At 44.1% G+C, this 23703-nt stretch carries 24 protein-coding genes and 1 rRNA gene; 6 read left to right on the forward strand and 19 right to left on the reverse strand.

Annotated elements, in window-relative coordinates:
* Both NFU07_RS16130 and NFU07_RS16135 read right to left on the reverse strand, forming a co-directional pair.
* Positions 1-219 (reverse strand): 16S ribosomal RNA (locus NFU07_RS16130); the annotation flags it as partial.
* 529 nt (positions 220-748) lie between these two features.
* Positions 749-1615 carry a nucleotidyltransferase-like protein gene (locus NFU07_RS16135; protein ID WP_251479979.1) on the reverse strand — a complete coding sequence of 289 codons (867 nt, stop codon included), beginning with the start codon at positions 1613-1615 and terminating at the stop codon, positions 749-751.
* Between the two features lie 182 nt (positions 1616-1797).
* Here NFU07_RS16135 and NFU07_RS16140 point away from each other — a divergent pair, with 182 nt between their 5' ends.
* A complete protein-coding gene (locus NFU07_RS16140) occupies positions 1798-2151 on the forward strand; it encodes a YgzB family protein (RefSeq protein WP_251479981.1) in 354 nt (117 codons plus the stop codon).
* Positions 2152-2247: 96 nt separating this feature from the next.
* Here the strand turns inward: NFU07_RS16140 and perR are convergent, their stop codons facing one another.
* From perR to bcp, 4 genes are all read right to left on the reverse strand, one after another.
* Positions 2248-2691: a peroxide-responsive transcriptional repressor PerR gene (gene perR, locus NFU07_RS16145; RefSeq protein WP_052652364.1), complete on the reverse strand. Its 444-nt coding sequence runs from the start codon at positions 2689-2691 to the stop codon at positions 2248-2250.
* 122 nt (positions 2692-2813) lie between these two features.
* Positions 2814-3365 (reverse strand): cob(I)yrinic acid a,c-diamide adenosyltransferase, encoded by a 552-nt coding sequence (locus NFU07_RS16150; protein WP_251479984.1) that lies wholly within the window; start codon positions 3363-3365, stop codon positions 2814-2816.
* Positions 3366-3367: 2 nt separating this feature from the next.
* Positions 3368-4309: a D-2-hydroxyacid dehydrogenase gene (locus NFU07_RS16155; RefSeq protein WP_251479987.1), complete on the reverse strand. Its 942-nt coding sequence runs from the start codon at positions 4307-4309 to the stop codon at positions 3368-3370.
* Positions 4310-4322: 13 nt separating this feature from the next.
* Positions 4323-4799 (reverse strand): thioredoxin-dependent thiol peroxidase, encoded by a 477-nt coding sequence (gene bcp, locus NFU07_RS16160; protein WP_251479990.1) that lies wholly within the window; start codon positions 4797-4799, stop codon positions 4323-4325.
* Between the two features lie 121 nt (positions 4800-4920).
* Between bcp and NFU07_RS16165 the strand changes: the two genes are divergently transcribed.
* Together NFU07_RS16165 and NFU07_RS16170 are read left to right on the forward strand one after the other, a co-directional pair.
* Complete coding sequence (locus NFU07_RS16165) at positions 4921-6207, forward strand: glutamate-1-semialdehyde 2,1-aminomutase (protein WP_251479993.1); 1287 nt, start codon at positions 4921-4923, stop codon at positions 6205-6207.
* A gap of 39 nt (positions 6208-6246) precedes the next feature.
* Positions 6247-7332: an FUSC family protein gene (locus tag NFU07_RS16170; RefSeq protein ID WP_251479995.1), complete on the forward strand. Its 1086-nt coding sequence runs from the start codon at positions 6247-6249 to the stop codon at positions 7330-7332.
* Between the two features lie 55 nt (positions 7333-7387).
* Here the strand turns inward: NFU07_RS16170 and nikC are convergent, their stop codons facing one another.
* From nikC to mutY, 9 genes are all read right to left on the reverse strand, one after another.
* Complete coding sequence (gene nikC, locus NFU07_RS16175) at positions 7388-8275, reverse strand: nickel transporter permease (protein ID WP_235198618.1); 888 nt, start codon at positions 8273-8275, stop codon at positions 7388-7390.
* 17 nt (positions 8276-8292) lie between these two features.
* Entirely contained in the window at positions 8293-9297 is a 1005-nt protein-coding gene (locus NFU07_RS16180; RefSeq protein WP_251480180.1) for an ABC transporter permease, read from the reverse strand.
* A gap of 85 nt (positions 9298-9382) precedes the next feature.
* A complete protein-coding gene (locus tag NFU07_RS16185) occupies positions 9383-11014 on the reverse strand; it encodes an ABC transporter substrate-binding protein (RefSeq protein WP_251479999.1) in 1632 nt (543 codons plus the stop codon).
* Positions 11015-11044: 30 nt separating this feature from the next.
* On the reverse strand, positions 11045-12028 hold the full coding sequence (locus NFU07_RS16190) for an ABC transporter ATP-binding protein (RefSeq protein ID WP_235198616.1): 984 nt from the start codon (positions 12026-12028) through the stop codon (positions 11045-11047).
* Positions 12003-13022, reverse strand: coding sequence for an ABC transporter ATP-binding protein (locus tag NFU07_RS16195; RefSeq protein WP_251480002.1), 1020 nt, complete (start codon positions 13020-13022; stop codon positions 12003-12005). Before NFU07_RS16195 ends, NFU07_RS16190 begins: the two co-directional genes overlap by 26 nt.
* Positions 13023-13181: 159 nt before the next feature.
* Entirely contained in the window at positions 13182-14927 is a 1746-nt protein-coding gene (locus NFU07_RS16200) for an ABC transporter ATP-binding protein (protein ID WP_285835974.1), read from the reverse strand.
* Positions 14928-14986: 59 nt separating this feature from the next.
* Positions 14987-15532: a nucleoside tri-diphosphate phosphatase gene (gene ntdP / locus NFU07_RS16205; protein ID WP_052652382.1), complete on the reverse strand. Its 546-nt coding sequence runs from the start codon at positions 15530-15532 to the stop codon at positions 14987-14989.
* A 106-nt stretch (positions 15533-15638) separates the two neighbouring features.
* Complete coding sequence (gene fabL / locus NFU07_RS16210; protein ID WP_235198614.1) at positions 15639-16385, reverse strand: enoyl-[acyl-carrier-protein] reductase FabL; 747 nt, start codon at positions 16383-16385, stop codon at positions 15639-15641.
* 2 nt (positions 16386-16387) lie between these two features.
* Positions 16388-17458 carry an A/G-specific adenine glycosylase gene (mutY, locus tag NFU07_RS16215; protein WP_397443744.1) on the reverse strand — a complete coding sequence of 357 codons (1071 nt, stop codon included), beginning with the start codon at positions 17456-17458 and terminating at the stop codon, positions 16388-16390.
* 127 nt (positions 17459-17585) lie between these two features.
* On the opposite strand from mutY, the gene NFU07_RS16220 reads away from it, so the two are divergent.
* Entirely contained in the window at positions 17586-18566 is a 981-nt protein-coding gene (locus NFU07_RS16220; RefSeq protein WP_251480004.1) for a metal-dependent hydrolase, read from the forward strand.
* 40 nt (positions 18567-18606) lie between these two features.
* Here NFU07_RS16220 and NFU07_RS16225 read toward each other — a convergent pair whose 3' ends face one another.
* Genes NFU07_RS16225 through recX form a run of 3 tightly spaced genes read right to left on the reverse strand, consistent with a single transcriptional unit; the run spans position 18607 to position 19994 of the window.
* Complete coding sequence (locus tag NFU07_RS16225; protein ID WP_251480007.1) at positions 18607-18858, reverse strand: YfhJ family protein; 252 nt, start codon at positions 18856-18858, stop codon at positions 18607-18609.
* A gap of 4 nt (positions 18859-18862) precedes the next feature.
* Complete coding sequence (locus NFU07_RS16230) at positions 18863-19195, reverse strand: YfhH family protein (RefSeq protein WP_235198610.1); 333 nt, start codon at positions 19193-19195, stop codon at positions 18863-18865.
* Positions 19185-19994, reverse strand: a complete 810-nt coding sequence (gene recX, locus NFU07_RS16235) for a recombination regulator RecX (RefSeq protein ID WP_251480010.1) — start codon at positions 19992-19994, stop codon at positions 19185-19187. Before recX ends, NFU07_RS16230 begins: the two co-directional genes overlap by 11 nt.
* Before the next feature lie 92 nt (positions 19995-20086).
* Between recX and NFU07_RS16240 the strand changes: the two genes are divergently transcribed.
* Together NFU07_RS16240 and rlmD are read left to right on the forward strand one after the other, a co-directional pair.
* Positions 20087-20986, forward strand: a complete 900-nt coding sequence (locus NFU07_RS16240; protein WP_251480013.1) for a TIGR01777 family oxidoreductase — start codon at positions 20087-20089, stop codon at positions 20984-20986.
* Between the two features lie 40 nt (positions 20987-21026).
* Positions 21027-22391, forward strand: coding sequence for a 23S rRNA (uracil(1939)-C(5))-methyltransferase RlmD (gene rlmD, locus NFU07_RS16245; protein ID WP_251480016.1), 1365 nt, complete (start codon positions 21027-21029; stop codon positions 22389-22391).
* A gap of 113 nt (positions 22392-22504) precedes the next feature.
* On the opposite strand, the gene NFU07_RS16250 is transcribed toward rlmD, so the two are convergent.
* On the reverse strand, positions 22505-23692 hold the full coding sequence (locus NFU07_RS16250) for an MFS transporter (protein ID WP_251480019.1): 1188 nt from the start codon (positions 23690-23692) through the stop codon (positions 22505-22507).
* Positions 23693-23703 lie beyond the last annotated feature (11 nt).

The following is a 23703-nucleotide window of genomic DNA, read 5'->3' on the forward strand; positions in this document are numbered from 1 at the left end:
CGAAACCGTCTTTCCGTGAAGCCTCAGGAGAGGCCTCAAACTATTCGGTATTAGCACCGGTTTCCCGGAGTTATCCCGATCTGCAGGGCAGGTTGCCCACGTGTTACTCACCCGTCCGCCGCTAAACACTTGGAGCAAGCTCCAAGTGTTCCGCTCGACTTGCATGTATTAGGCACGCCGCCAGCGTTCGTCCTGAGCCAGGATCAAACTCTCCATTATAGAGTAGTATTGATTGCTCAATGCTGGCGCATCGTCGCCTTTTTTAAAAAGACGCACGATTCGCTTTGATCTGGCAAAGCCTGATCAGTAATGTAAGTCACGGGCACCCGGTGATGGAAGCAGCCTTGCTCCGATTGCCCAAAGGCAACCCTCGCAAAAGCCGTTCTCGCGCCAAGGCGCTCGTGACGTCTTTCGTTGACGTTTTGCTGTTCAGTTTTCAAGGTTCATGTTTTGCCGTCCTGTAAAAGCGACTTCTCTAATTTATCATCGCTTCTCAAAAGAGTCAAGCGCTTTTTCACAATAATTATTTTCTTGTGAAATCGTTTATCTCTTAGCGACGTGTATTATCATAATATGGATCCTACTTCTTTGTCAACAGATTCTACGAAAAAAATGAAAATACTTAAATCCCCTTATTCTGAAAGCATTCTTAAATCATTTTCCTTCTATATATGCTTCATTAATTAAAATAAAAAAGAGCAGTTGCCCTTCTCGGAAAAACTGGCTCTTTTTAAATCTTTTCTCGCAATTAACTTTTCAAGTAATAATATCTATGGAAGATTCCATCACTTTTCGTGTTTATACTTTTTACAAAAATCAATTCTTTATCGACCAAGTATTCGATAAACACCTCTAAGTCCGATGAATAATTCCGAAGCTCTTCTTGTTCATGCAGTTCCTGGATCGTCCACTGTTCTTTGCCTGCCATTATTTCTTGGATATGCTTTGCGCCATCATTTGTCCGTGAATGGATATAAAATTCACTTGCTAAGAATAAAAGTTCCAATCTTTTTTCAATGGATTCATCGCTTGTTACAAGTTCTTCGTATAATTTGTAAATTGCGGGCTCCATTTGTTTCACTTGAGTCCACACAGTCACTTCCGGCGGCAAACCATTTTCAAGTACAGCTAATCGAGCTAAATGATGCAGCGATTCCACAATATGATGATAAGCATCCAAATAATTTTTCTCTTCAAAGAACACTTTACCTTCTAAATAACGGCGGATTAATTTTGCGAACTCCATCCCCATTTTAATCTTTCTTCCGTAGAACGGATAATCTTTCAATTCCCGTTTCAGCTTTTCCATGAATTCATTGCGGTCGTAGATAATCTTTCCATGGAATAGCCAGTCTACAATTTTCCGGTTGGTTCCCAGCAACAGCCATTTATGCAATTGCCTTTCCGTAATAATGTGCATAGCAGCCTTTTTATCGAGATACGTATAATGTTTGGTGAATACCGAAGTTTCATTCTCTTTTGTAATAATTAAAAGAATTGTATCGAATGTATCCGTAATCGGGCTGACCTTTTCTCTTTTCTCAACTACTATTACACCCAACGTACTTTCCTGGCTGGCACGTTCCTGGTAAATCGGTCTAAGAATCTGCTCCATTGAATTTCACTCCTTGCGTTCTATCGGACATGCGGATATATTAGCCCATTCATTTTAATTCAAACCGGCCCATGTATTCTTTATTTCGACATATTTCTTTTAGATTCCTGCATCTATGAATCATTATCACTTTTTCGATGCATTTATGATATAGTATGATGGATGCAAGGAGGAAATAAATAATGAAACCTTATAAAAATAAAATCAATCGCATTCGGACTTTTGCCTTGTCGTTGATCTTCATTGGTATTGTCATTATGTATGTCGGGATCTATTTTAGAAGCCATCCGGTTGTGATGGTGATCTTCATGCTGCTTGGCCTTATTGCCATCGTCGGCAGTACAGGGGTCTATGCATGGATCGGATTGCTCTCGATGAAAACCATCCCCGTTGAATGCCCGAATTGCGGAAGACATACAAAAATGCTTGGCCGTGTAGACATGTGCATGCATTGCCGTGAACCATTGACTATGGATCCTGCTCTTGAAGGAAAAGAATTCGATGTCGATTACAATAAGAAAAATTCTAAACTATAATGACTGCTAATCGCCGGAGCTATTCACTTGCTCCGGCGATTTTTTTTTGCAGCAAATCGGCAAAATAAAAACGAGCATGAGAAACATGCTCGTCGATTATTGGGCTTTTGCAGTTTTTTCCGAGCATTCCTGGCAGGTTCCATAAATTTCAAGACGATGATAGTCTACTTGGAATCCTGTTACATGCGAAGCAAGATGCTCCACTTCATCCAGTCCTGGGTAATGGAAATCCACTATTTTTCCGCAATCATTGCAGATCATATGATAATGGTCGTTGGTTACAAAATCAAAACGGCTGGAAGAATCGCCGTAAGTCAATTCTTTCACCAAACCGGCTTTTCTGAATACCCGTAAATTATTATAAACAGTTGCAACGCTCATATTAGGAAAAGTTTTCTCAAGCGCGCGATAAATGTCATCCGCTGTTGGGTGCATTGTAGAATGAATCATATACTCCAAAATCGCATGGCGTTGTGGAGTGATTCTCACACCTGTAGACTTCAAAGCATCAAGCGCGTCCTTTAGTTGTCCGTCAGACATCGCTGTGCACCTCACTTCATAAATATTCTTATATTATAATCGTTATAATTAGTGTACTTAAAAAAGAGGGTGCATGTCAAGAAATCACTATATTATCAAGCTTTGCAGGCTTTATCAGTCATTTAAGACTGATGAAGGCCTTTTTCGATTTTCCCAAGACGCTGATTGATCAACCGGGCTGCAACGAATAGAAAATCGGATAACCGGTTCAAATAGGCCAATACATTCGGCGACACTGAATCCCCGATGGAAATCGCTGCTCTTTCCGCTCTTCTGACCACTGTGCGCGCGACATGGAGTGCAGCTCCTGACGGATGGCCACCAGGCAAAATGAAGTTTTTGAGTGCTGGCACTTCTGCATCGTATTGATCGATCCACTGCTCGAGCTTTGTAATATCTTCCTCTTTGAGCTTCCACTTCACTTCTTTTCCGGCAGGCGTTGCAAGTTCAGCTCCCACATGGAATAGAGTAGTCTGGATTTCATGGAAAATGGATTCCAATTGTTCTTTTTCCTCAAAGAATTCATTATTCATATGCCCGATTGCAAGGCCAATCATTGAATTGGCTTCATCACAGGTGCCATACGCTTCAACAAGTGCGTCATTTTTCGCAACCCGAGTGCCATATACGAGGGAAGTTGTGCCTTTATCGCCTGTTTTCGTATAGATTTTCACATTCAATACCCCTTTTCCATATTGACTAGGTTTGTAAGATCCGAATTATTTTCCAACCATTTTTTCAGGTTAGGTGCGAAAATCTCTAATGCCCGTTCAACGTAGCGGCCGGAATGGCTGGATACATGCGGTGAAACCACCACATTTTCCATCTCCCATAAAGGATGGTCTTCAGGCAGCGGTTCTTGCTCAAAAACATCCAATACCGCATAGGCGACTTCTTCATTCTTCAATGCCTCTATCAAAACTTCATCCGATACAAGATCTCCTCTTCCGAAGTTCATAAAAATTGCATCCTGTTTCATCGCTTTGAAATGTTCGCTGCCAAGCATTCCTCTTGTCTCTTCGGTGCTAGGCACTACTGAAATAACCGTATCCGCTTTTGGCAGCGCCTTCAGGATATTATCAAATGACACCATTTCATCCATATAATCGGCTTGTTTTCCCGAACGGTTGCAGCCTATGGTAGAAACACCAAAAGCTTGCAGCAAACGGCCGATTTCACCGCCAATAGCACCCGGGCCGATAATCAATGCTGTGGATCCAGCTAATTCGCTTGAACGGATTTTCCGGTCCCATTTTTTCTGCTGCTGCCTTTCGTAAATGGCCGGAAGCGAGCGTTTAATCGCAAGCAAATGCGCCAACACCGATTCAGCCATCGGTGTTTTATGGATGCCTCGCACATTCGATACGGTAATTTCCTTTTCGAGAATTGCCTCATGCGGCATTTTTTCTACTCCGGCACTTGCCACCATGATCCATTTTAAATTTACCGCTTCTTCGATGTCTTCAGCAGCTAAATCTTCCCCGTATGTCACGATGACATCCGCATCGGAAAGACGTGATTTATCATGGTAAGTAAAGTGGAACTCCACTTCCGGAAATTGTTCTTTCAGCATTTCCTGCTGATGCTCTTTTGGCACAAAAGTAAAAAGCACTTCCATAATTTCCGCCCCTTTATTGATTCGTCAAAGATTTCAAGGTATTGAGTACTTCTTCGATATGGCCGTCCACTTTCACTTTCCGCCATTCTTTGACAATCGTTCCGGTTGGATCGATCAGGAAAGTTGAACGTTCAATGCCCATGAATTCTTTGCCGTACATTTTCTTTTGCACCCAGACACCGTATTTTTCTGAAACCGCATGGTCTTCATCCACTAATAAAGAAAATGGCAATCCATGCTTTTCAATGAATTTCCCGTGCTGTTTTTCCGAATCTGCACTAACGCCCAAAATCACCCCGTTCAGTTCGGAGAAATCTTTCTCAGCATCCCGGAAATCACAAGCTTGAGTCGTACAGCCTGGAGTCATATCTTTCGGATAAAAATAAAGGACCACATACTTATCTCCTGCAAAATCAGTTAAAGCGATTGTGTTGCCTGCTTCATTTTTCAATGAGAAATCTGGTGCTTGCAAACCTTCTAATGTTGTCATCTTTACCACTCCTTTTCTACTATCTATCGTAACGGACAGCAGCGCTATATTCAATTTCTTTGGCGTTCTCCCCTAATATTGTCTACAATGAAGAGTAGACAATATTAGGAGGCTATAAAAAATGAACCATTCTACATCTGAAAAATTGCATGAAGAAGCATTATTACATATCGTTGGCGGAGTCAATAGCCCGTCGCGCTCTTATAAAGCAGTAGGCGGAGGTTCGCCGGTGGCAATGGAGCGTGCAAAAGGCGCTTATTTCTGGGACGTCGATGGCAATAAATACATCGATTACCTTGCTGCCTACGGTCCGATTATTACTGGTCATGCCCACCCGCATATCACAAAAGCCATTACTCATGCTGCGGAAACCGGCTTATTATATGGAACTCCGACACGCCATGAAATCACTTTTGCGAAAATGCTGAAAGAAGCAATGCCGAAAATGGACAAAGTCCGTTTTGTGAATAGCGGTACTGAAGCCGTTATGACGACAATCCGTGTTTCCCGCGCTTATACGGGCCGGACAAAAATCATGAAATTCGCTGGCTGCTACCATGGGCATTCTGACTTGGTATTAGTCGCTGCCGGTTCTGGCCCTGCCACGCTTGGCACCCCTGATTCTGCAGGAGTTCCTAAGACGATTGCCGAAGAAGTGATTACGATTCCTTTCAACGATCCAGCTGCTTTTTCTGAGGCTATGGATAAATGGGGAGAACAAATCGCGTGTATCTTAGTAGAACCAATTGTCGGGAATTTTGGAATCGTGGAGCCAAATAAAGGCTTCTTGGAAGAAGTGCACCGCATCGCCAAAGAAAAAGGCGCTTTGATCGTATATGATGAAGTCATCACAGCTTTCCGCTTCCATTACGGCGGCGCCCAGGATCTTCTTGGTTTAACACCTGATTTAACAGCTTTAGGGAAAATCATCGGCGGCGGCTTGCCAATCGGGGCATACGGTGGCAAGAAAGAAATCATGGAGACGGTTGCCCCTCTTGGACCTGCTTATCAAGCAGGAACTATGGCCGGCAACCCAGCGTCAATTCAAGCAGGGATTGCATGTCTTGAAGTTCTTCGTGAAGAAGGCGTCTACGAGAAGATGGATGAACTTGGCCGCCAATTGGAAGAAGGCATACTTTCAGCCGCAGCAGAATTCGGTGTTACGATTACCATCAACCGGTTAAAAGGTGCTTTGACTATTTACTTTACCGATCAAAAAGTGGAAAATTACGAACAAGCAGAAGCGAGTGACGGCGAGATTTTTGGCCGCTTCTTTAAACTGATGCTTGAACAGGGCATTAACTTGGCGCCTTCAAAATATGAAGCTTGGTTCTTAACGACTGAACACACTGAAGAAGATGTGAAAACTTCCATTAAAGCGGTGCGCGAAGCTTTCCGCCAGCTTTAAACCGGATGTGATTAATTAAGGAAAGGGGTGGGTGATTTTATGAAATTAGGTGCTCGTATATTTAAAACAGGAATCGCGATTTCATTCGCCTTATTTCTTGCAGATATTTTGCAATTGCCTTCCCCGCTTTTCGCCGGAATCGCTGCTATTTTCGCTATACAGCCTTCCATTTACCGATCATTCTTGACCGTGCTTGACCAGATTTACGGAAACTTGATCGGTGCTGTCATTGCTTTTGTATTCGTTTTGACGATCGGCACCAATTATTTGACCATTGGATTAGCAGCTGTTTTGGCTATTGTCATCATGCTAAAGCTGAAGTTGGATAAACCGGTTCCTTTAACGTTGGTTACGCTGATCATCATCATGGAAGCCCATGATCAAAATTTCTTGGAACTGGCAACGCTGCGCTTCCTTACGATATTGCTTGGAATATTAGCTGCTTTTGTGGTCAACCTGATCTTTTTGCCTCCTAAATATGAGAATCGCCTTTTTGCCTCGATTCATGATGTGAGCGAAGAAGTGATCCGCTGGATTCGGGTTTCTATTCTCCATACATCAGACTATACGTCGATAAAAGACGATATCGACAAATTAGAAGATAAATTATCGAAAGTTGACCAATGGTATACGTTTTACAAAGAAGAACGCAGCTATACCAAAAAGCAGCAATATGTTAAAGCCCGTAAATTGGTGATGTACCGGCAAATGATCCTAACATCGAAAAAAAGTTTGGAAGTACTTAAAAGGCTTCACCGCTTTGAAAACAAACTGACCGAGCTTCCGGAACATTTTCATATGATGGTCCAGGAGCAGTTAGAAAGGCTTGCCGGGTATCACGAACAGCTTTATATGAAGTATGTTGGCAAGTTGAAGCCGGAACATAATTTGGCTCTCGGACCGGAAGCTGCTATTAAACGAAATGAAGTAATGTCAATATTTGTAAAAGAAATCAATCTCGCTCAAGAAGAAAATGATAATGAATTCTCCATCTATCATTTAATGCACGTGCTTTCAGCCATTCTGGATTATGAAGAACAGCTTGAACATTTGGACTTGTTGATTGTTTCCTATCATAATTTCCATGCGGACGAAATAGAGAGCGATTTAGAAGATGTCATTTAAAGGCAATATAAAAAAGAGTGGCCAGGAGAAACTCTCCTTGGCCACTCTTTTTTTATTATGATTTCATTCGAGGATCGAGTGCATCGCGCAGCCCGTCTCCCATTAAGTTAAATCCAAGAACCGTTAACATGATAGCCACCCCTGGGAAAATCATAGTCCAAGGAGCATTTGTCAAATACGATCTGGAATCTGCCAGCATTTTTCCCCATTCCGGATCTGGCGCCTGTGCACCAAGCCCAAGAAATCCGAGAGCAGCAGCTTCGATAATAGCTGTTGCAATCGCTAATGTGCCTTGGACGATAACCGGAGCCATGGAATTCGGCAAAATATGAGAAAACAAAATCCGGTTGTCTTTCATGCCAATCGCTTTAGCCGACATGATGTATTCGTCTTCCTTGATGCTCAGTACTTTCGAACGGATCAAACGCCCGAAGTTCGGTACGTTGATAATCGCAATTGCAATAAGCGCATTGCGGAGTGATGGTCCAAGTACAGATACAACCGCAATCGCAAGAAGGATGCTTGGGAATGCCAACATGATATCAAAAATGCGTGAAATGATGGTATCTACCCATTTCCCGTAATATCCTGCCAAGATCCCTAAAATACTTCCAATCACTACAGAACCGATAACAGCTAGGAATCCTACCCAAAGGGAAATTCTTGCACCGTAAACGATTCTCGATAAAATATCGCGGCCAAAATCATCCGTTCCCATCCAATGATCACTGGAAGGAGGTAAAAGGCGATTGCCTAGATTTTGTTCATTGATGCCTTGCGGTGTAAAAAGCGGACCGAAAATAGCGAGCAAAATGAAGAAAATAACAATGCCCATCCCGACTACCGCTACTTTGCTTTTTCTGAATCCGCGCCATGCCTCTTTCCAGGGGCCTGCCACTTTTTCGATCTGTACGTCGTTTTTATTTGCTACAGCATTAGCCATTAAGAACTCCTCCTTCCTTAATCGTATTTGATGCGCGGGTCAACTAAACTATATAGAAGATCCACGAATAAGTTGATCATGACAAAGATAAACGCAACAATCAAAATTCCAGATTGGATGACTGGATAGTCTCGGAAGCCGATTGCTTCATAGATATAGCGTCCGATTCCCGGCCAGCCGAAAATCGTTTCTGTTAAAATAGCGCCGCCCAATAGCAAGCCCATTTGAAGACCGATAATAGTCAAAACCGGAATGATCGCATTTTTCAATGCATGCTTGTAAACGACGAAGAACATTTTTAGGCCTTTCGCGCGAGCTGTTCGCACATAATCCGAACGCATTACTTCAAGCATGCTTGAACGGGTCATTCTGGCAATGATGGCCATCGGGATTGTCGCTAAAGCTGTTCCCGGTAAAACCAAATGCTTCAATACCGTAGACAATTGATCAAACTGCCCTGTCAGGATTGTATCGATAACGTAGAAATTCGTAATGACTTCTACCGGGTCCCGAACATTTTCCCGGCCAGTTGTCGGAAGAATCCCTAATTCAATGGAGAAAATCCATTGATTCATAAGGCCAAGCCAGAAAATTGGCATAGAAACGCCGATTAATGCAATGATCATTGCTAAGTAATCGAACCAAGAGTTCTGGAACCAAGCAGAGATGATGCCAGCATTGATGCCGATAATAACCGCAATAATGATGGCGAAAACAGATAGCTCGATTGTGGCAGCTAAATACGGCCAAACTTCATCCATTACTGGAGTACGAGTTCTTAGCGATTCACCTAAATCTCCTGTAACCAACCCTTTTAGATAATCAAAATATTGGATATACCAAGGATTGTCTAAACCTAAAGTTGTTCTGAGAGACTTAATCGCTTCTTCAGATGCTTGTTGCCCTAAGATGACTTGAGCCGGATCACCCGGAATTGCCCGGATAATCAAAAATACGATAAATGTCATCCCTAAAAGTACAGGAATCAATTGTAAAATGCGTCTCCCTATATAGTGAAGCACTTTCTTCACCTCTCCATCTCTTGCAGTATGTATCTAAACTAAGAAAAAAGAGGAGAAATCATGACGACCTCTCCTCTTAAAAAGCCTACTCTAAATCTACAGAAGCCAATTTATCAGAGCCAGTTGGATGCGCTTTGAAGTTCACAACATTCTTGCCGCCAGCTAACAACGGTGTAGAGTGCGCAAGCGGTACCCATGGAGCGTCTTCATGGATGATTTCCTGAGCTTGTTTGTACAAGTCATTTCGTACTTCTTCATCCACTTCAGTTTGTGCTTGGATAAACAGATCATGCAATTCCTGGTTTTCGTAGTATGTGTAGTTGTTTGAACCGATATTGTCTTGGTCAAGCAATACATATAGGAAGTTGTCGGCATCGCCGTTATCCCCAGTCCAACCTAATAGGAAAGCATCCGCTTCTCCATTTGCAGCTTTTTCAAGGTAAGTAGCCCATTCGAATGAAACGATTTCAGCTTTTACGTTAATATCAGCCAAATTCTTTTGAATCGCTTCAGCGACTTTTTGGCCATCCGGCATATACGGACGTGGAACCGGCATTGCGTATAGTTCCATTTCGAAACCGTCTGGAAGACCTGCTTCAGCTAATAATTCTTTCGCTTTTTCTGGATCATATGGGTAAGGATCAATATCTTCATTGTATCCGCTGATTACTGATGGCATCGGGTTTGCCGCTACATCTGCACGGCCTTCGAAGAATGCATCAACAATCGCTTGCTTATCAATTGCATAGTTCATTGCTTGACGAACTTTAGGATCATCGAAAGGTTCACGTGTAACTGTCAACCCAAGGTAGCCGACGTTCATTGATGGACGTTCGAATAATTGTAGGTTTTCATCGTTTTCGATTGTTTCGGAATCAGATGGCGTGATGCCGTCTGCCAAATCGATTTCACCTGACAATAATGCGTTCAAGCGAGCTGAGTTATCAGGAATTGAACGGAAGATGACTTGGTCAAGCTTCGGTTCGCCTTCAACCCAATAACCATCGAATTTTTCGATTGTAACTGAGTCATTGCGTTTCCATTCAACAAATTTGAATGGACCTGTACCTACTGGCTGGTCTCCAAATTTGTCTCCAGCAGCTTCAAAAGCTGTAGGTGAAGCAATTCCGAAAGGACTCATTGCCAAGTTTTTCAAGAAAGGTGCTTGTGGACGTTTTAATTTGAATTCAACTTCATAATCTCCAGTTGCAGTAACTGATTCGATTACGTGGCCTTCTTCATCTCCAAAACCGCCGAACATTGAAGCGTAGTACGGGAATTTATCTGCATCTCCAGCAGCCCAACGCTCAAAGTTCGCCACAACAGCTTCTGCATTGAAGTCAGTGTCGTCATGGAATTTAACGCCTTCTTCCAATTGGAACGTGTAAGTCAAACCGTCTTCAGCAGCTTCCCATTCTGTCGCTAGGGCAGGATGGATTTCTGTATCTTGCTCACCAAAGTTCACTAATGTATCAAAAATGTTTTTCGTAACTTTAAAAGATTCACCGTCTGTTACTGCAATCGGATCAAGTGATACGGAATCTCCGCCTCGGCCGAAAATCAATACTTTTTCTTCAGCAGAATCTCCGCTGTCGCCGCTATCTCCACTATCCCCGCCGTTATCGCCAGAAGAATCGCCTGAACTACAGCCAAACAAAGCCGTGGAAATCAACAGAAGCATCAAAATTGCCAGTGATACGAGCTTTTTCTTTCTCAAATCTACCCCTCCATTTTGTGTTATATATTATCATTGCGGCCTGGACTCTTTATAAAGATGACAGGCTACAGAATGACCTTTCTCAACTTCCGCAAAAATAGGCACCGTGGATTCACAAATATCCATCTTGAATGGACAGCGAGTATGGAATCTGCATCCGCTCGGCGGATTTGCCGGACTCGGCACATCTCCTTTGATCACTACTTGCTCCCGGACAAAATCCGGATCCGGCACTGGAACTGCGGATAACAAGGCTTGAGTATAGGGATGGAGCGGCTTCTCATACAGCGATTCGCTATCAGCCAATTCCGCCATCTGCCCTAAATACATAACGCCTACCCGGTCGCTAATGTGGCGAACAACTCCTAGGTCATGGGCAATGAAGATATAAGTAAGTTTCAACTCTTTTTGCAGATCCTGCATTAAGTTGAGAACTTGCGCTTGAATGGATACATCCAGAGCTGAAACCGGCTCATCGGCAATGATCAATTTTGGGTTCGTCATCAATGCCCGGGCAATTCCGATGCGTTGGCGCTGTCCCCCACTAAATTGGTGTGGATAGCGTTTTGCATGGTAACTGCTCAAACCGACAATCTCCAAAAATTCATGGACTTTCTTTTTGCGCTCTTTCGGATCACCGATTTCGTGGACATTCAACGGCTCCATCAAGATTTTTTCAATCGTATGCCGCGGATTTAATGAAGCGTACGGATCCTGGAAAACCATTTGGATGTCTCTTCGCGCTTTTCGCATTTCATGGTTTGAAAGATTTGTCAGCTCTTGGCCATCAAAAAACACTTTGCCTTCTGTCGGCTCAAGCAAACGCATCAACATGCGGCCAGTAGTGGATTTTCCGCAGCCTGATTCTCCAACGATCCCAAGCGTTTCGCCTTCATGGACCACGAAGGAAACGTCATCGACAGCTTTCACATGATTTTTCACTTGCCCAAGAATCCCTGATTTAATCGGGAAATATTTTTTTAAGCCTTCAACTTTTAACAACGGTTCGGTCATGAGCCTGAACCTCCTTCGGATCAAATAGGAAGCAGCGGGTTTGATGGTCATCCGCTGTCTGGTAGAGGTCAGGATTTTCGTTTATGCAACGGTCAAATGCAAATTCACATCTGGCAGCAAATTTGCAGCCGGTCCGGATCGATCCCGGCTTCGGCACATTTCCTGGAATTGAATACAAGCGTTCCTTTTTAAAACGCATATCCGGAACAGACTCTAACAGCCCTCTTGTATAAGGATGCTGCGGATCTTTGAAAATGGTATGTACTGGCCCTTCTTCCACTACTTTTCCTGCGTACATGACGATGACCCGTTCGCAAGTCTCTGCCACAACCCCTAAATCATGGGTGATCAACAAGACAGCCGTATTTAAGGTTTCGTTCAAGTTTTTGATCAACTTTAAGATTTGGGCTTGAATGGTTACGTCAAGTGCAGTTGTCGGTTCGTCCGCAATCAAGACTTTCGGATCACACAGCAAAGCCATGGCAATCATGACACGCTGCCTCATCCCTCCGGACAATTGGTGAGGATATTCTTTCATCAAGTCTTCCGCACGGGGAAGGCCGACCAATTTCATCATTTCGACTGCCCGTTCCTGGATCTGTTTTTTTGACCAGTCGCGTTTGTGGATTTTAATCGCTTCACGCAGCTGATCGCCGATCGTGAACAAAGGATTGAGCGATGTCATCGGCTCTTGGAAAATCATTGCGATATCATTCCCACGGATCGCACGCATTTTTTTCTCACTCAATTTCGTCAAATCTTTATCTTGAAATAAAATTTCTCCCCCTGTAATCTTTCCGGGAGGGCTTGGCACAAGGCCCATAATCGATAAAGATGTAACACTTTTCCCGCACCCTGACTCACCGACGATGCCTAGAACTTCGCCTTCGCGTATATGAAAATTAATATTGTCTACAGCTGGAATCTCTCCGTCATCTGTGAAAAAAGATGTCTTCAATTCTTTAACGTCCAGTATGGTTTTCCGTTCTCTCATGGTGTCACCCCTTATAATCGCTGATTAAATCAGAAAATTCTATGTGTTTTTATTATACGTAAAATTAGTATTATTGCAATAGCTTTTTAAGATATAAAGCTCTTTTTATGATACATATCAAAAAAAGACCCTCGAAATGTCCGAGGGTCTAAAGAACTATCAATTAAAATGTTGAACTTGAAATAAATTATAGTACACTCCCTGTTTTTTCATCAGTTCATCATGAGTGCCTCTTTCTTCTAACTTCCCGTGGTCAATCACAAGAATTTGGTCAGCATGGGTAATCGTTGATAAACGATGGGCGACAATCAATGTCGTCCGGTCATGGGCTAACCGCTCCAAGGAATCCTGGATCAGCGCTTCGCTTTCTAAATCCAAGGCAGAAGTCGCTTCATCCAAAATTAAAATCGGTGGATTCTTCAGGAAAACGCGCGCAATCGCGATGCGCTGTTTTTGGCCGCCTGATAATTTCACACCGCGTTCGCCAACTTTTGTATCGTAGCCGTTTGGAAGCATTTCGATAAAGTCATGTGCATTCGCTGCCTTAGCAGCTGCGATGACTTCTTCATCGCTGGCTCCTGGTTTCCCCATTAAAATATTGGATTTAACCGAATCGCTGAAAAGGATGGAATCTTGTAAAACCAACCCGATCTGGTCGCGCAGCGTATGGATGGTGACATCTTTCAAGTCATGGTCATCCATTAAAATGGCGCCTTCCGTCACATCGTAAAAACGAGGGATAAGCGAAACAATCGTTGACTTTCCGCCGCCGCTCATTCCAACAAAGGCTACAGTTTCACCAGGCTTCACCGTGAAATTCAAGTTTGAGAGCACTTCGGTTTCTCCATTATTGTAATGGAAGGAAACCCCTCTGAACTCAAGCTTGCCATCCACAATCCCTAAATCCTTCGCCCCTTCTTTATCCGTCACTTCGTATTCTTCGTCGACAAGTTCAAAGACGCGGTCCATCGAAGCAAAAGATTGTGTCAATGTCGTCGATGAGTTGACCAGACGGCGAAGCGGATTGTAAAGGCGTTCGATATAAGCGATAAAGGCAACCATCGTACCCAATGTCAGGTTTCCTTGGATGACTTGGTATCCTGCATAGCCGATGACCAGTAACGGGGCGATATCGGTAATCGTATTAACGACCGCAAATGCTTTCGCGTTCCATTTTGTATGGTCAATCGCTTTTTCTAAAAATCCGTCGTTCGTTTCATCAAAAATCTTTTGTTCGTGCTTTTCTAAGGCAAAGCTTTTAATGATGCTCATTCCCTGGACGCGTTCATGCAAATAACTCTGCACATTGGCAAGTGCCTGTGAACGCTCCCGGGTAAGATCTCTTAATCTTCCAAAGAAGTACTTGACGCTGAATGCATAGAACGGGAATGCCAAGAGCGCTACGATTGTCAGCGGCACATCCATTGTCAGCATGATGCCGATCGCGATTAAAATCGTCGCAAGATCTAGCCACAAATTCATTAATCCGATCATCACAAAGTTTTTCGTTTGCTCCACATCATTGATGACGCGCGAAATGATTTCACCTGCACGTGTGTTGGCGTAGTAGCGCAGACTTAAGCGCTGCAGATGTCCGTACAGATGCTGCCGGATGTCGTACAGGATTTTATTGCTGACATATTGTGCATAATACTGCCGGTAATATTCAATAGGCGGACGCAATAGAAAGAATAAGATCGCCGTTCCACCCAGCCATAAATACAGCTGGGTCAGTTTTTCATCGCTCGATAGCCCTTCTGCTCCGATAATGTCGTCAATCACGATTTTGATCAGCAGCGGAATAAATAAGGGAATCGCGAATTTAAAAATCCCAATAACGATGGTTAACGCAATTTGCCAATAATACGGTTTTACAAATTGCATATAGCGTTTTGTCGGGCTCAATCTGTTCACTCCAATCTCTTCAAAATGAAAAACCTGTTGGCTGGCAACAGGTTTTCATTTTACTCAGTGAGCCGGTACTGCCTATGGAATTCATAGCGGCTCGTCCAAACTTCAATGAAGTCCGGGGCAAAGGGGCCTCTTCGCTGTTTAATCCAGCCGATCAATTTCTCCACGTTCCGGTGGAGGATTTGATCGATCACTTCTGGATAGCCCATCTGCCTTTTATGATCTTCATATTCATCTTCGTCCAGCAAGGTGTACGACATATCAGGAAACACTTTAACATCCAAATCATAGTCGATATACTTCAATGATCCGTTATTATAAACAAATGGAGAACTGACATTGCAATAATAATAAACGCCGTCGTCACGAAGCATGCAAATGATATTGAACCAATGCTCCGCATGGAAATAGCAGATGGAAGGTTCCCGCGTAATCCATGTTCTTCCATCGGATTCGGTTACCATCGTCCGCTCATTTGCACCAATTACGATGTTGTTCGTTCCTTTCAATACCGTTGTTTCTTGCCAGACACGGTGGATTCGGCCGTTGTGTTTGTAACTGTGGATCTGTATCGTTTCTCCCTCAGTGGGAACCGCCATGTCTATCACACCTTTTCGTCTAAGCCGTTTATATATTTTCTGCTATTTCATCATTATATCAATCAATTCTGAAAACATACAGTAAAAAGCCGGCTAAGCTAAAGGCTTACAACATGACTGAGCGTCCGCCATCGACTATGATCGTCTGTCCGCGGATCATATCGGCCTGGTCTGAAATCAGGAATAAAGCGGTTTTCACCATATCATCAATTTCCACCATGCGGCCAGCAGGCGTGTTGACGCGCGCATCATTCAACAATTCTTCGCGGTTCGGAAAATGTTTTAATGCTTCCGTATCCAGTGCGCCGCCAGAAACTGTATTGACCGAAATTCCTTTTGGCGCAAGTTCTACGGCCAAATAACGCGTAATCGATTCCACGGCAGCTTTTGACACGCCGATTGTCGTATAATTTTCCAAATAACGGATCGATCCAAGAGAACTGACACCGACGATTTTTCCGCCTTTGTCCATTAATTTCGCTGCTTCCTGCGCACCAAACAGCATCGCTTTTGCATTAATGTTCATCGTCCAGTCCCAATGCGTTTCTTCAAGCTCCATAATCGGGCGCAAAACGCCGGATGCTGCATTCGAAACAAATACATCCAAGCGTCCAAATTCTTCTTTGATGGTTTCGAACATGGCGCGCAATTTATCGACGTCTCCGACATTCGCACGGACCAATAATGCTTTTTGTCCTCTTGCTTCAATTTCTTTTACCGTATCAAGCGCTGCACTTTTGCTTCGCGCGTAATTGACCACAATATCATAGCCTTGTTCAGCGAGTGCAATAGCCAAAGCTTTTCCTAATCCTCGGCTGCTCCCTGTTACTAATGCCACTTTTTGTTCTGCCATGTTCAACCATCTCCTTTTTGTAATAAAGCTGTTTTCATTTTCTGGGCCGGACCTGCAATCGGAAGCAACTCCAATTCTTCAGTTGTCACCCATCTCATATAGGCAGGCAACGTTAAGTTCCCTGCTTTTGCTGTGTAAGCATCCACATTCCATGTTAAATGAGAAAACACATGTTTAAAAGAAGTAAATTTTTCTACCGATTGTACTTCACCCGCGAAACTCTCAGAAAGCTGCTCTTCAATTTCAAGCGGAAGTGTTTCTGCAGTCACTTCCAGCATCGGGAATTGCCACATATTTGCAAGCAATCCTGTTGATGGGCGTTTCTCCATTAAAACTTTATCGCCTTTTTCGATGGCGAGCATAGCGAATTGATACGCTTTCGTCTTTTTCGCTTTTGTCTTGATCGGCAGCTCCTGCTGTTTTCCTTCATGAAAAGCTGCACAATGCTCCCGCACCGGGCAAAGCAAACATTTCGGGGAAGTCGGTGTACAAATCAGCGCACCTAATTCCATCAGTCCCTGATTGAAAGAAGATGGATCTTCATGGCTGATGATTTCAGTTACCGCTTCTTCGAAAACTTTCCGGGTTTTCGGTTTGGCGATATCTTCTTCGATCAAGAGAATTCTTGACAAAACGCGCATCACGTTCCCGTCCACTGCATGTTCCGGGATGCCGTAAGCAATGCTCAGAACGGCTCCGGCAGTATAAGGGCCGACACCTTTTAAGGCGGAAATGTCCTGACGGTTTGACGGAACAATCCCATCATATTTCTCCGCAACTTCTTTTACTCCGGCTTGGAGATTTCGGGCGCGTGAATAATAGCCGAGCCCTTCCCATTGTTTCAGCAGAATTTCTTCATCTGCTGCTGCCAAATCATATAACGTGGGAAATTTTTCGACAAAGCGTTTATAGTATGGGATGACGGTATCCACCCGTGTTTGCTGCAGCATAATTTCAGAAATCCAAATTTGGTAGGGATCGGCTGTCCGACGCCAAGGTAAATCTCGTTTCTCTGCTGCAAACCACTGAATTAAATCTTGTTGAAATAAGCTTTTATTGAATTCTATGGGGATTGCCTCCGTTCGTTTTGATTATCCGCCTTTCATAGCGGGTATATATTGTAATAAAGTGCGTTAACGAGTGTAAGTCAGAAACAAAATTAAGACGACGCTTTTATATGATGAGAGAGGGGGCGCGCCTATGGACACCGGAACGCACATCGTCATGGGAATAGCCCTTGGCGGCCTTGCCATGGCAGACCCGGCAGTCGCCGGAAGCACAATTACCACAACAGCAGTCATTGCTGGAACCATCATCGGTTCACAGGCGCCGGACATCGATACGGTTCTTAAACTTAGAGACAATGCAGTCTATATCCGCCATCACCGTGGAGTGACCCATTCCATACCGGCCGTTTTGCTGTGGCCGATTTTAATTTCGGGCGCTTTATGGCTGATTTTCCCAGAAGCCAATCTTCTCCATTTATGGCTTTGGACATTTTTAGCTGTATTTTTGCATGTATTTGTCGACATTTTCAATTCATATGGAACGCAGGCATTGCGGCCGATTTCCAATAAATGGGTTGCTTTAGGTGTAATTAATACTTTTGATCCCATCATATTCGGAGCACATTTACTCGCTTTGATGTGTTGGGCATTTGGTGCAAATCCTGTATGGACCATGGCGATTTTATACATCGTCCTGTTTTTCTATTATGTAGCCCGATTTGCTGTCCAACATGCGGTTAAAAAAGCGGTACAGCATACCATTCCGGGTACGACAAATATTATTGTCGCTCCGACGATGCGCTTTTTTCAATGGCGCATCGCTGCTGATACGGCAACTCACCATTACGTCGGCCGTGCTTACGGACGTTCAATCAATATTTACGACAAGTTCATGAAAAAGCCGCTGCCTGATTCGAACTTATTCCAGGCAGCCATGAAAGACAAGAATCTGGCAGCTTTCGTCTCTTTTTCTCCGCTCTACCGCTGGGAAATCACAAAATACGATGCCATCTATGAAGTGCGCCTGATCGACCTTCGCTACCGGAGCAACGATTATTATCCATTCGTGGCAGTTGCACATCTAGATGAAAAATGCAAAGTCCTCAATTCCTATACAGGCTGGATCTTCAGCGAAGATAAGTTAAGGAAAAAACTCGACTTTAGCCACAACTAGCAAACCATAGAAAAACGCACACAGCATTGTGTGCGTTTTTCTAATCTTCTAGAAGATGTGCGTATTTGGGATTGGTCCCGGCAAATTCATGGATTTTATCGCCGTAGCTTGAAATCCATTGGCGAATGACTTTTTCTACAACTGCTGTGCCTTGGTAATCATAGCCTGCTTTGGCATAAGAGGCTTCAAAATCCGAGACGAGCAGTTCAATCCAAGTCCGTGCCTTTTCTTCTGAGAGATTCGCGTTTTTATCAAGCAATTCCATCACTAGCTGATCAGTCGTTTCATTCATCGGTTTACTTCCCTTCTTTTAACGGCCGCAGCATGGAAATCGGCAGCGCTTCTGTATGCTTTTCTCCACCCATACGATATCCCCAAGCAAATCGGCCTTTTAAATAGTCGATTTGGAAATAGACATTCGGATCTCCTTCGATGCGATAGACTTCGCCTTTTTTGAAGTCTTTCGGATCCATCAAATAAGCAGCCGCCATTACAGCTTTTCGCTCCAGCACGGCAAATTCATTAATGATGCCCAATTGCTCCGCTTTTCTTGCTTTTTCTTTCAGTCTGGCAATTTCATTGCGCAATTCATTTTCATCCATTTGGCTATAGCGTTTGTCATCCGTCATTTTCTTGCTCCTTTTTATCCAAGTAGTCATTGATCACTTCTGCAGGAAAGCCTTTCTGATAAAGGCCTTGCTTAACTTTTGATTTCAAATCGTAGCCCGTCAATTTATGGCTGTGCTTCCGCCACAATTTATCGCCTTGTTCGATGACGATATCGGTCCACTGGTCTTCGTCTTTTTCAAGTTCCAACCCTTCGATGGCTTGGCTGATTAAGGTATAGGAATACCCTTTTCTCATCAGGAAATCACTGATTTTCTGTTTCACCTGGCTCGGGGTTTTCATTTTTTCTTTAGCGGCAATCTTTTCGGCGAGCCCTCTGGCAATCTCCAGCTGCTCTTCTTCGGTATAGGAATCTAAAACTTCTTTTTGCATCTGTTTATCAATCCCCTTCTTTTGCATATCCTGCTGGATGGCTCGCGGTCCCTTTTTGCCTGAATTCATTTGGGTCCGCATCAATGCTTCTGAAAAAGCCCGATCGTCGAGAAACTTGTGCTCATACAGCTTTTTGATGGCTTCATCGATGACAGCTTCCCCAAACTCTTTTTCTTTCAGTTTCGTCCGCACTTCCCCTTCGCTTCGCATCCGAAAGCCAAGGTAATGAAGGGCTTTATTGTAGGCTTTGCGAATTTGGTCTTCGAAAGCCATTTCTTCAATTGTCCATTGGTCCAGTTCTTTTCCTTTGGTGAGCTGATACCTAACAAGTACCGCTTCATCGACACTGAATGCAAATTTATCCTCAAAGAAAATATTGTACCTTTCAGGATTCTTTTTGCCTTGTGTGATTTTCGAAATAATCGGCATTTACCGGCACCTCTCTTCCTCCATTATTATACCCTTTTGAGAGCTTAATTGCATGGATTGTGGGTACTATAGTAGAAACAGGAGGGATGATGATGAAGATAGCAATTACAGGCGGTTCGGGCTTTGTCGGCAAAGAATTGACAAGGCTTTTCCATGAGGGTGGACACATCGTCTACATTTTGACCCGAAACCCGAAACCTTCTACCCCAAACACGAAGTATGTTGAATGGCTAAAAGCCGGAAGTGCGCCTGAACGTGAACTTGAAGGAATCGATGCCATCATTAACCTTGCCGGCAGTTCGATCAATGACGGCCGGTGGAGCGACGAACAGAAAAAAGAGATTTACAGGAGCCGCATTGAATCGACGCATGAGCTGATCCGCATCATCGATCAGCTGAAGAAAAAGCCGCAAGTATTAATCAATGCAAGCGCGATTGGAATTTACCCTGCTTCCACGACTGTCACCTATACAGAAGCTTCAGGCGACAGAGGAAATGATTTCTTGGCAAAAACGGTGATCGATTGGGAAAAACTAGCGGACCACGCTTCCGTTTATGGGGTGAGAGTAGCATTTGCTCGGTTCGGCATCATCCTTGGAGAAAAAGACGGGGCCCTCCCTTTAATGGCTTTGCCTTATAAATTATTTGTTGGCGGCACTGTCGGCAGCGGCAGACAGTGGCTTTCATGGGTACATGTTAAGGACGCGGCAAGGGCCATCCAATTCGCCATCGAAACCCCTGGGCTTTCCGGCCCCTTTAACGTCACCGCCCCGAACCCGAAAACGATGAAAGATTTCGGCAAACAGATTGGCAAAACGCTAAATAAACCCCATTGGATTCCAGTTCCCGGGTTTGCACTAAAAGCGGTACTCGGGGATAAGAGCCGGCTCGTTCTTGAAGGCCAGCGTGTTCTTCCGAAAGTACTCGAACGGCACGGATTTCAATTCGATTTTCCCGATCTGCAATCGGCACTGGCTGATATCTATAAATAAGACTATAATGGAGGGATGATTACAAAAAGGACGTGAAAAAATGAACGATAAACCCATAATCGAGGAAGGCCAAAAGTTCCCTTTAACGATTAAACGGCTAGGAATCAACGGTGAAGGCATCGGTTTCTTTAAACGCAATGTCATTTTCGTTCAAGGCGCATTGCCTGGCGAAGAAATCACCGCGCAAGTCACGAATATCAAACGGAATTTTGCCGAAGCCCGCATTTTAAAATTGCGTAAACCGTCTCCCCATCGCCAGACGCCGCCTTGCCCGATCTACGATTCATGCGGCGGATGCCAATTGCAGCATATGACGTATGGCCAGCAATTGGTTGAAAAAAGAGATTTGGTCGTTCAAGCATTGGAGCGCTATTTAAAAGGGGTCAATGTCCAGATCGAAAAAACGATTGGCATGGAAGATCCATGGTATTACCGCAATAAAAGCCAGTTCCAAACACGCTTGAAAGGAAATCGCGTAATTGCCGGGCTGTTTGCAGAAGGATCCCATCAATTATTGGACATTGAACAATGCATCGTCCAACATCCGAACACGACCCGCATTACGAATGACGTAAAACGCGTATTGGAAGATTTAAAGATTCCGATCTACGACGGCAAAACGATGAAAGGCATCATCCGCACAATTGTTGTCCGTACGGGAGTGGAAACAGGAGAAATCCAAATTGTCCTGATTACGACGCGCGCTAAAATTCCACAAAAAGAATTCCTGGTAGAACTTCTTAAAAACTTGGATCCGAAAATCGTGTCCATCGTCCAAAATGTCAATAAAGAAAAAACATCTTTAATTTTTGGCGAAGAGACTTTCACCCTATACGGGAAAGATACGATTCACGAGAAACTCGGCGAACTGTCTTTCGATTTATCTGCCCGGGCTTTCTTCCAATTGAATCCGACACAGACTGTGACCCTCTACAATGAGATTAAACGCGCAGCTGATTTGACAGGTACAGAATCCGTCGTCGATGCTTATTGCGGTGTAGGGACTATCGGAATGTGGCTCGCCGACCGTGCGAAGGAAGTACGCGGCATGGACTTGATCCATGAAAGTGTTGTGGATGCGAAAGCCAATGCGAAAAAGTTGGGCTATACGGCGAAATACGTTACCGGCAGTGCAGAAAAATGGCTGGAAATCTGGCGTACGGATGGCTATACGCCTGACGTATTGACTGTAGATCCACCGCGTACCGGCCTTGGTGACTCGTTGATCCAGACTATCTTGAAAGTTAAACCGAAGCGTTTCGTCTACACCTCCTGTAACCCTTCTACATTAGCAAAAGATTTGCAGCAATTGACGAAGATCTACAAGATCGAATACATTCAACCGGTCGACATGTTCCCGCAAACCGCGCAAGTGGAATCGGTGACAAAACTGGTATTGAAATAAGAAAAGCGAAGGCAGCCGTGTAGATTCGTCTTATGACCCAAGAATCTGGCTGCCGAAGTCTAGACAATAAGAAAAGGCACGGAAGCCATCAAAGCTTCCGTGCCTTTTTCCATTTAACTGTATTCCGCTGCCGGTTCTTTTTTCTTTCCGCCAAAAAGTAAAATAACCAAGAAAATGACAAGCAGCATGGCGGCGATCAATAATAAGAAACTGAGCCCACCCGAATATTGGACAAAAAGTCCGCCCAAGAATGGTCCAGTCAAGCTGCCGATACTGAATGCGATGCCGCAAAGCAAATTGCCGGTCGGAAGCAAGTCTTTTGGCATCAAATCGGCCATGAAGGAAATGCCCAACGAAAAAGTAGAGCCGACAAACATTCCTGCCAAGGCAAAAAAACCGACGGTGACCCAGGCATATTCTTCGAAAAAGCTGCCGATTCCAAACACGAGAGCTCCACCGGATAAAGCAACAATCAAAACGTTTCTTCTGCCATACCGGTCGCTTAAACTTCCGAGCGGCAATTGAGTAGCAATAGCCCCCAATGAAAACGCAGCAAGCATGATCGAAACCATTCCGACATCAATCGACTGCCTCAACGCATACACGGGATAGATGGAATTTAAGGAAGCTTCCAAAAAACCGTATCCGAGCGGCGGCAAAAATGCGACCCAAGCGATAATGATTGCCGCTTTAAAACGCCCAAAGGTTCCAGTACTTGCCATACTGCCACCTGATACTTCTGGAAAATCATTTCTTAAAAAGAACACTAATGACCAGGCAATCAGGCAAAGGATGCCTGAAATGATAAAGGGCAGCGCCTCAAAAATATTGACCAAGGGCACAAACAATGGCCCTGCTCCAAACCCTACACTAAAGGACATGCCGTAGATGGCGATATTTCTGCCCAAACGGTGCTGAGGTGAAAAACTCGTAATCCAAGTTTGTGTAGAGAAATGCAAAGCTTGGTCTCCAATTCCAATCAATACCCGTAAAATAAACCAGAACAATACGCTTTTCCATAAAGGAAATAAGAGCAGCGAGGCAATAACCAGCCCTCCGCCAAGGAGAATCAACGGCTTATAGCCGAAGCGCCGCAATTGCGGTTCCATGAAAGGCGCGATAATCAATGTTCCTATGTACAAGCCCGTAGCACTGAGGCCATTCAGGGTTGACGATATGCCGTCCTGTTCAAAAATAACCGCAATCAGCGGCAATAGCATGCCCTGGGAAAAACCTGAAATCGATACAATTGCGACCAATATCCAAAACCTGGCGCGGTCGCTTTTTACAAATGTTTTCATGGATGCCTCCT

Source organism: Planococcus sp. NCCP-2050, assembly GCF_023708025.1.
In the GTDB taxonomy this organism is placed as follows: Bacteria; Bacillota; Bacilli; order Bacillales_A; family Planococcaceae; genus Planococcus.

Excerpts from the sequence above, each read along its gene's own strand:
- fabL (WP_235198614.1), bottom strand. The coding sequence starts at position 16,385 with ATGGCAGAACAAAAAGTGGCATTAGTAACAGGGAGCAGCCGAGGATTA.
- NFU07_RS16220 (WP_251480004.1), top strand. The coding sequence starts at position 17,586 with ATGGACACCGGAACGCACATCGTCATGGGAATAGCCCTTGGCGGCCTT.
- recX (WP_251480010.1), bottom strand. The coding sequence starts at position 19,994 with ATGCCGATTATTTCGAAAATCACACAAGGCAAAAAGAATCCTGAAAGG.
- NFU07_RS16170 (WP_251479995.1), top strand. The coding sequence starts at position 6,247 with ATGAAATTAGGTGCTCGTATATTTAAAACAGGAATCGCGATTTCATTC.
- NFU07_RS16230 (WP_235198610.1), bottom strand. The coding sequence starts at position 19,195 with ATGACGGATGACAAACGCTATAGCCAAATGGATGAAAATGAATTGCGC.
- NFU07_RS16195 (WP_251480002.1), bottom strand. The coding sequence starts at position 13,022 with ATGAGAGAACGGAAAACCATACTGGACGTTAAAGAATTGAAGACATCT.
- nikC (WP_235198618.1), bottom strand. The coding sequence starts at position 8,275 with ATGGCTAATGCTGTAGCAAATAAAAACGACGTACAGATCGAAAAAGTG.
- bcp (WP_251479990.1), bottom strand. The coding sequence starts at position 4,799 with ATGACAACATTAGAAGGTTTGCAAGCACCAGATTTCTCATTGAAAAAT.
- ntdP (WP_052652382.1), bottom strand. The coding sequence starts at position 15,532 with ATGGCGGTTCCCACTGAGGGAGAAACGATACAGATCCACAGTTACAAA.
- NFU07_RS16135 (WP_251479979.1), bottom strand. The coding sequence starts at position 1,615 with ATGGAGCAGATTCTTAGACCGATTTACCAGGAACGTGCCAGCCAGGAA.
- NFU07_RS16250 (WP_251480019.1), bottom strand. The coding sequence starts at position 23,692 with ATGAAAACATTTGTAAAAAGCGACCGCGCCAGGTTTTGGATATTGGTC.
- rlmD (WP_251480016.1), top strand. The coding sequence starts at position 21,027 with ATGAACGATAAACCCATAATCGAGGAAGGCCAAAAGTTCCCTTTAACG.
- NFU07_RS16240 (WP_251480013.1), top strand. The coding sequence starts at position 20,087 with ATGAAGATAGCAATTACAGGCGGTTCGGGCTTTGTCGGCAAAGAATTG.
- perR (WP_052652364.1), bottom strand. The coding sequence starts at position 2,691 with ATGTCTGACGGACAACTAAAGGACGCGCTTGATGCTTTGAAGTCTACA.
- NFU07_RS16225 (WP_251480007.1), bottom strand. The coding sequence starts at position 18,858 with ATGAATGAAACGACTGATCAGCTAGTGATGGAATTGCTTGATAAAAAC.
- NFU07_RS16155 (WP_251479987.1), bottom strand. The coding sequence starts at position 4,309 with ATGGAAGTGCTTTTTACTTTTGTGCCAAAAGAGCATCAGCAGGAAATG.
- NFU07_RS16140 (WP_251479981.1), top strand. The coding sequence starts at position 1,798 with ATGAAACCTTATAAAAATAAAATCAATCGCATTCGGACTTTTGCCTTG.
- NFU07_RS16165 (WP_251479993.1), top strand. The coding sequence starts at position 4,921 with ATGAACCATTCTACATCTGAAAAATTGCATGAAGAAGCATTATTACAT.
- NFU07_RS16190 (WP_235198616.1), bottom strand. The coding sequence starts at position 12,028 with ATGACCGAACCGTTGTTAAAAGTTGAAGGCTTAAAAAAATATTTCCCG.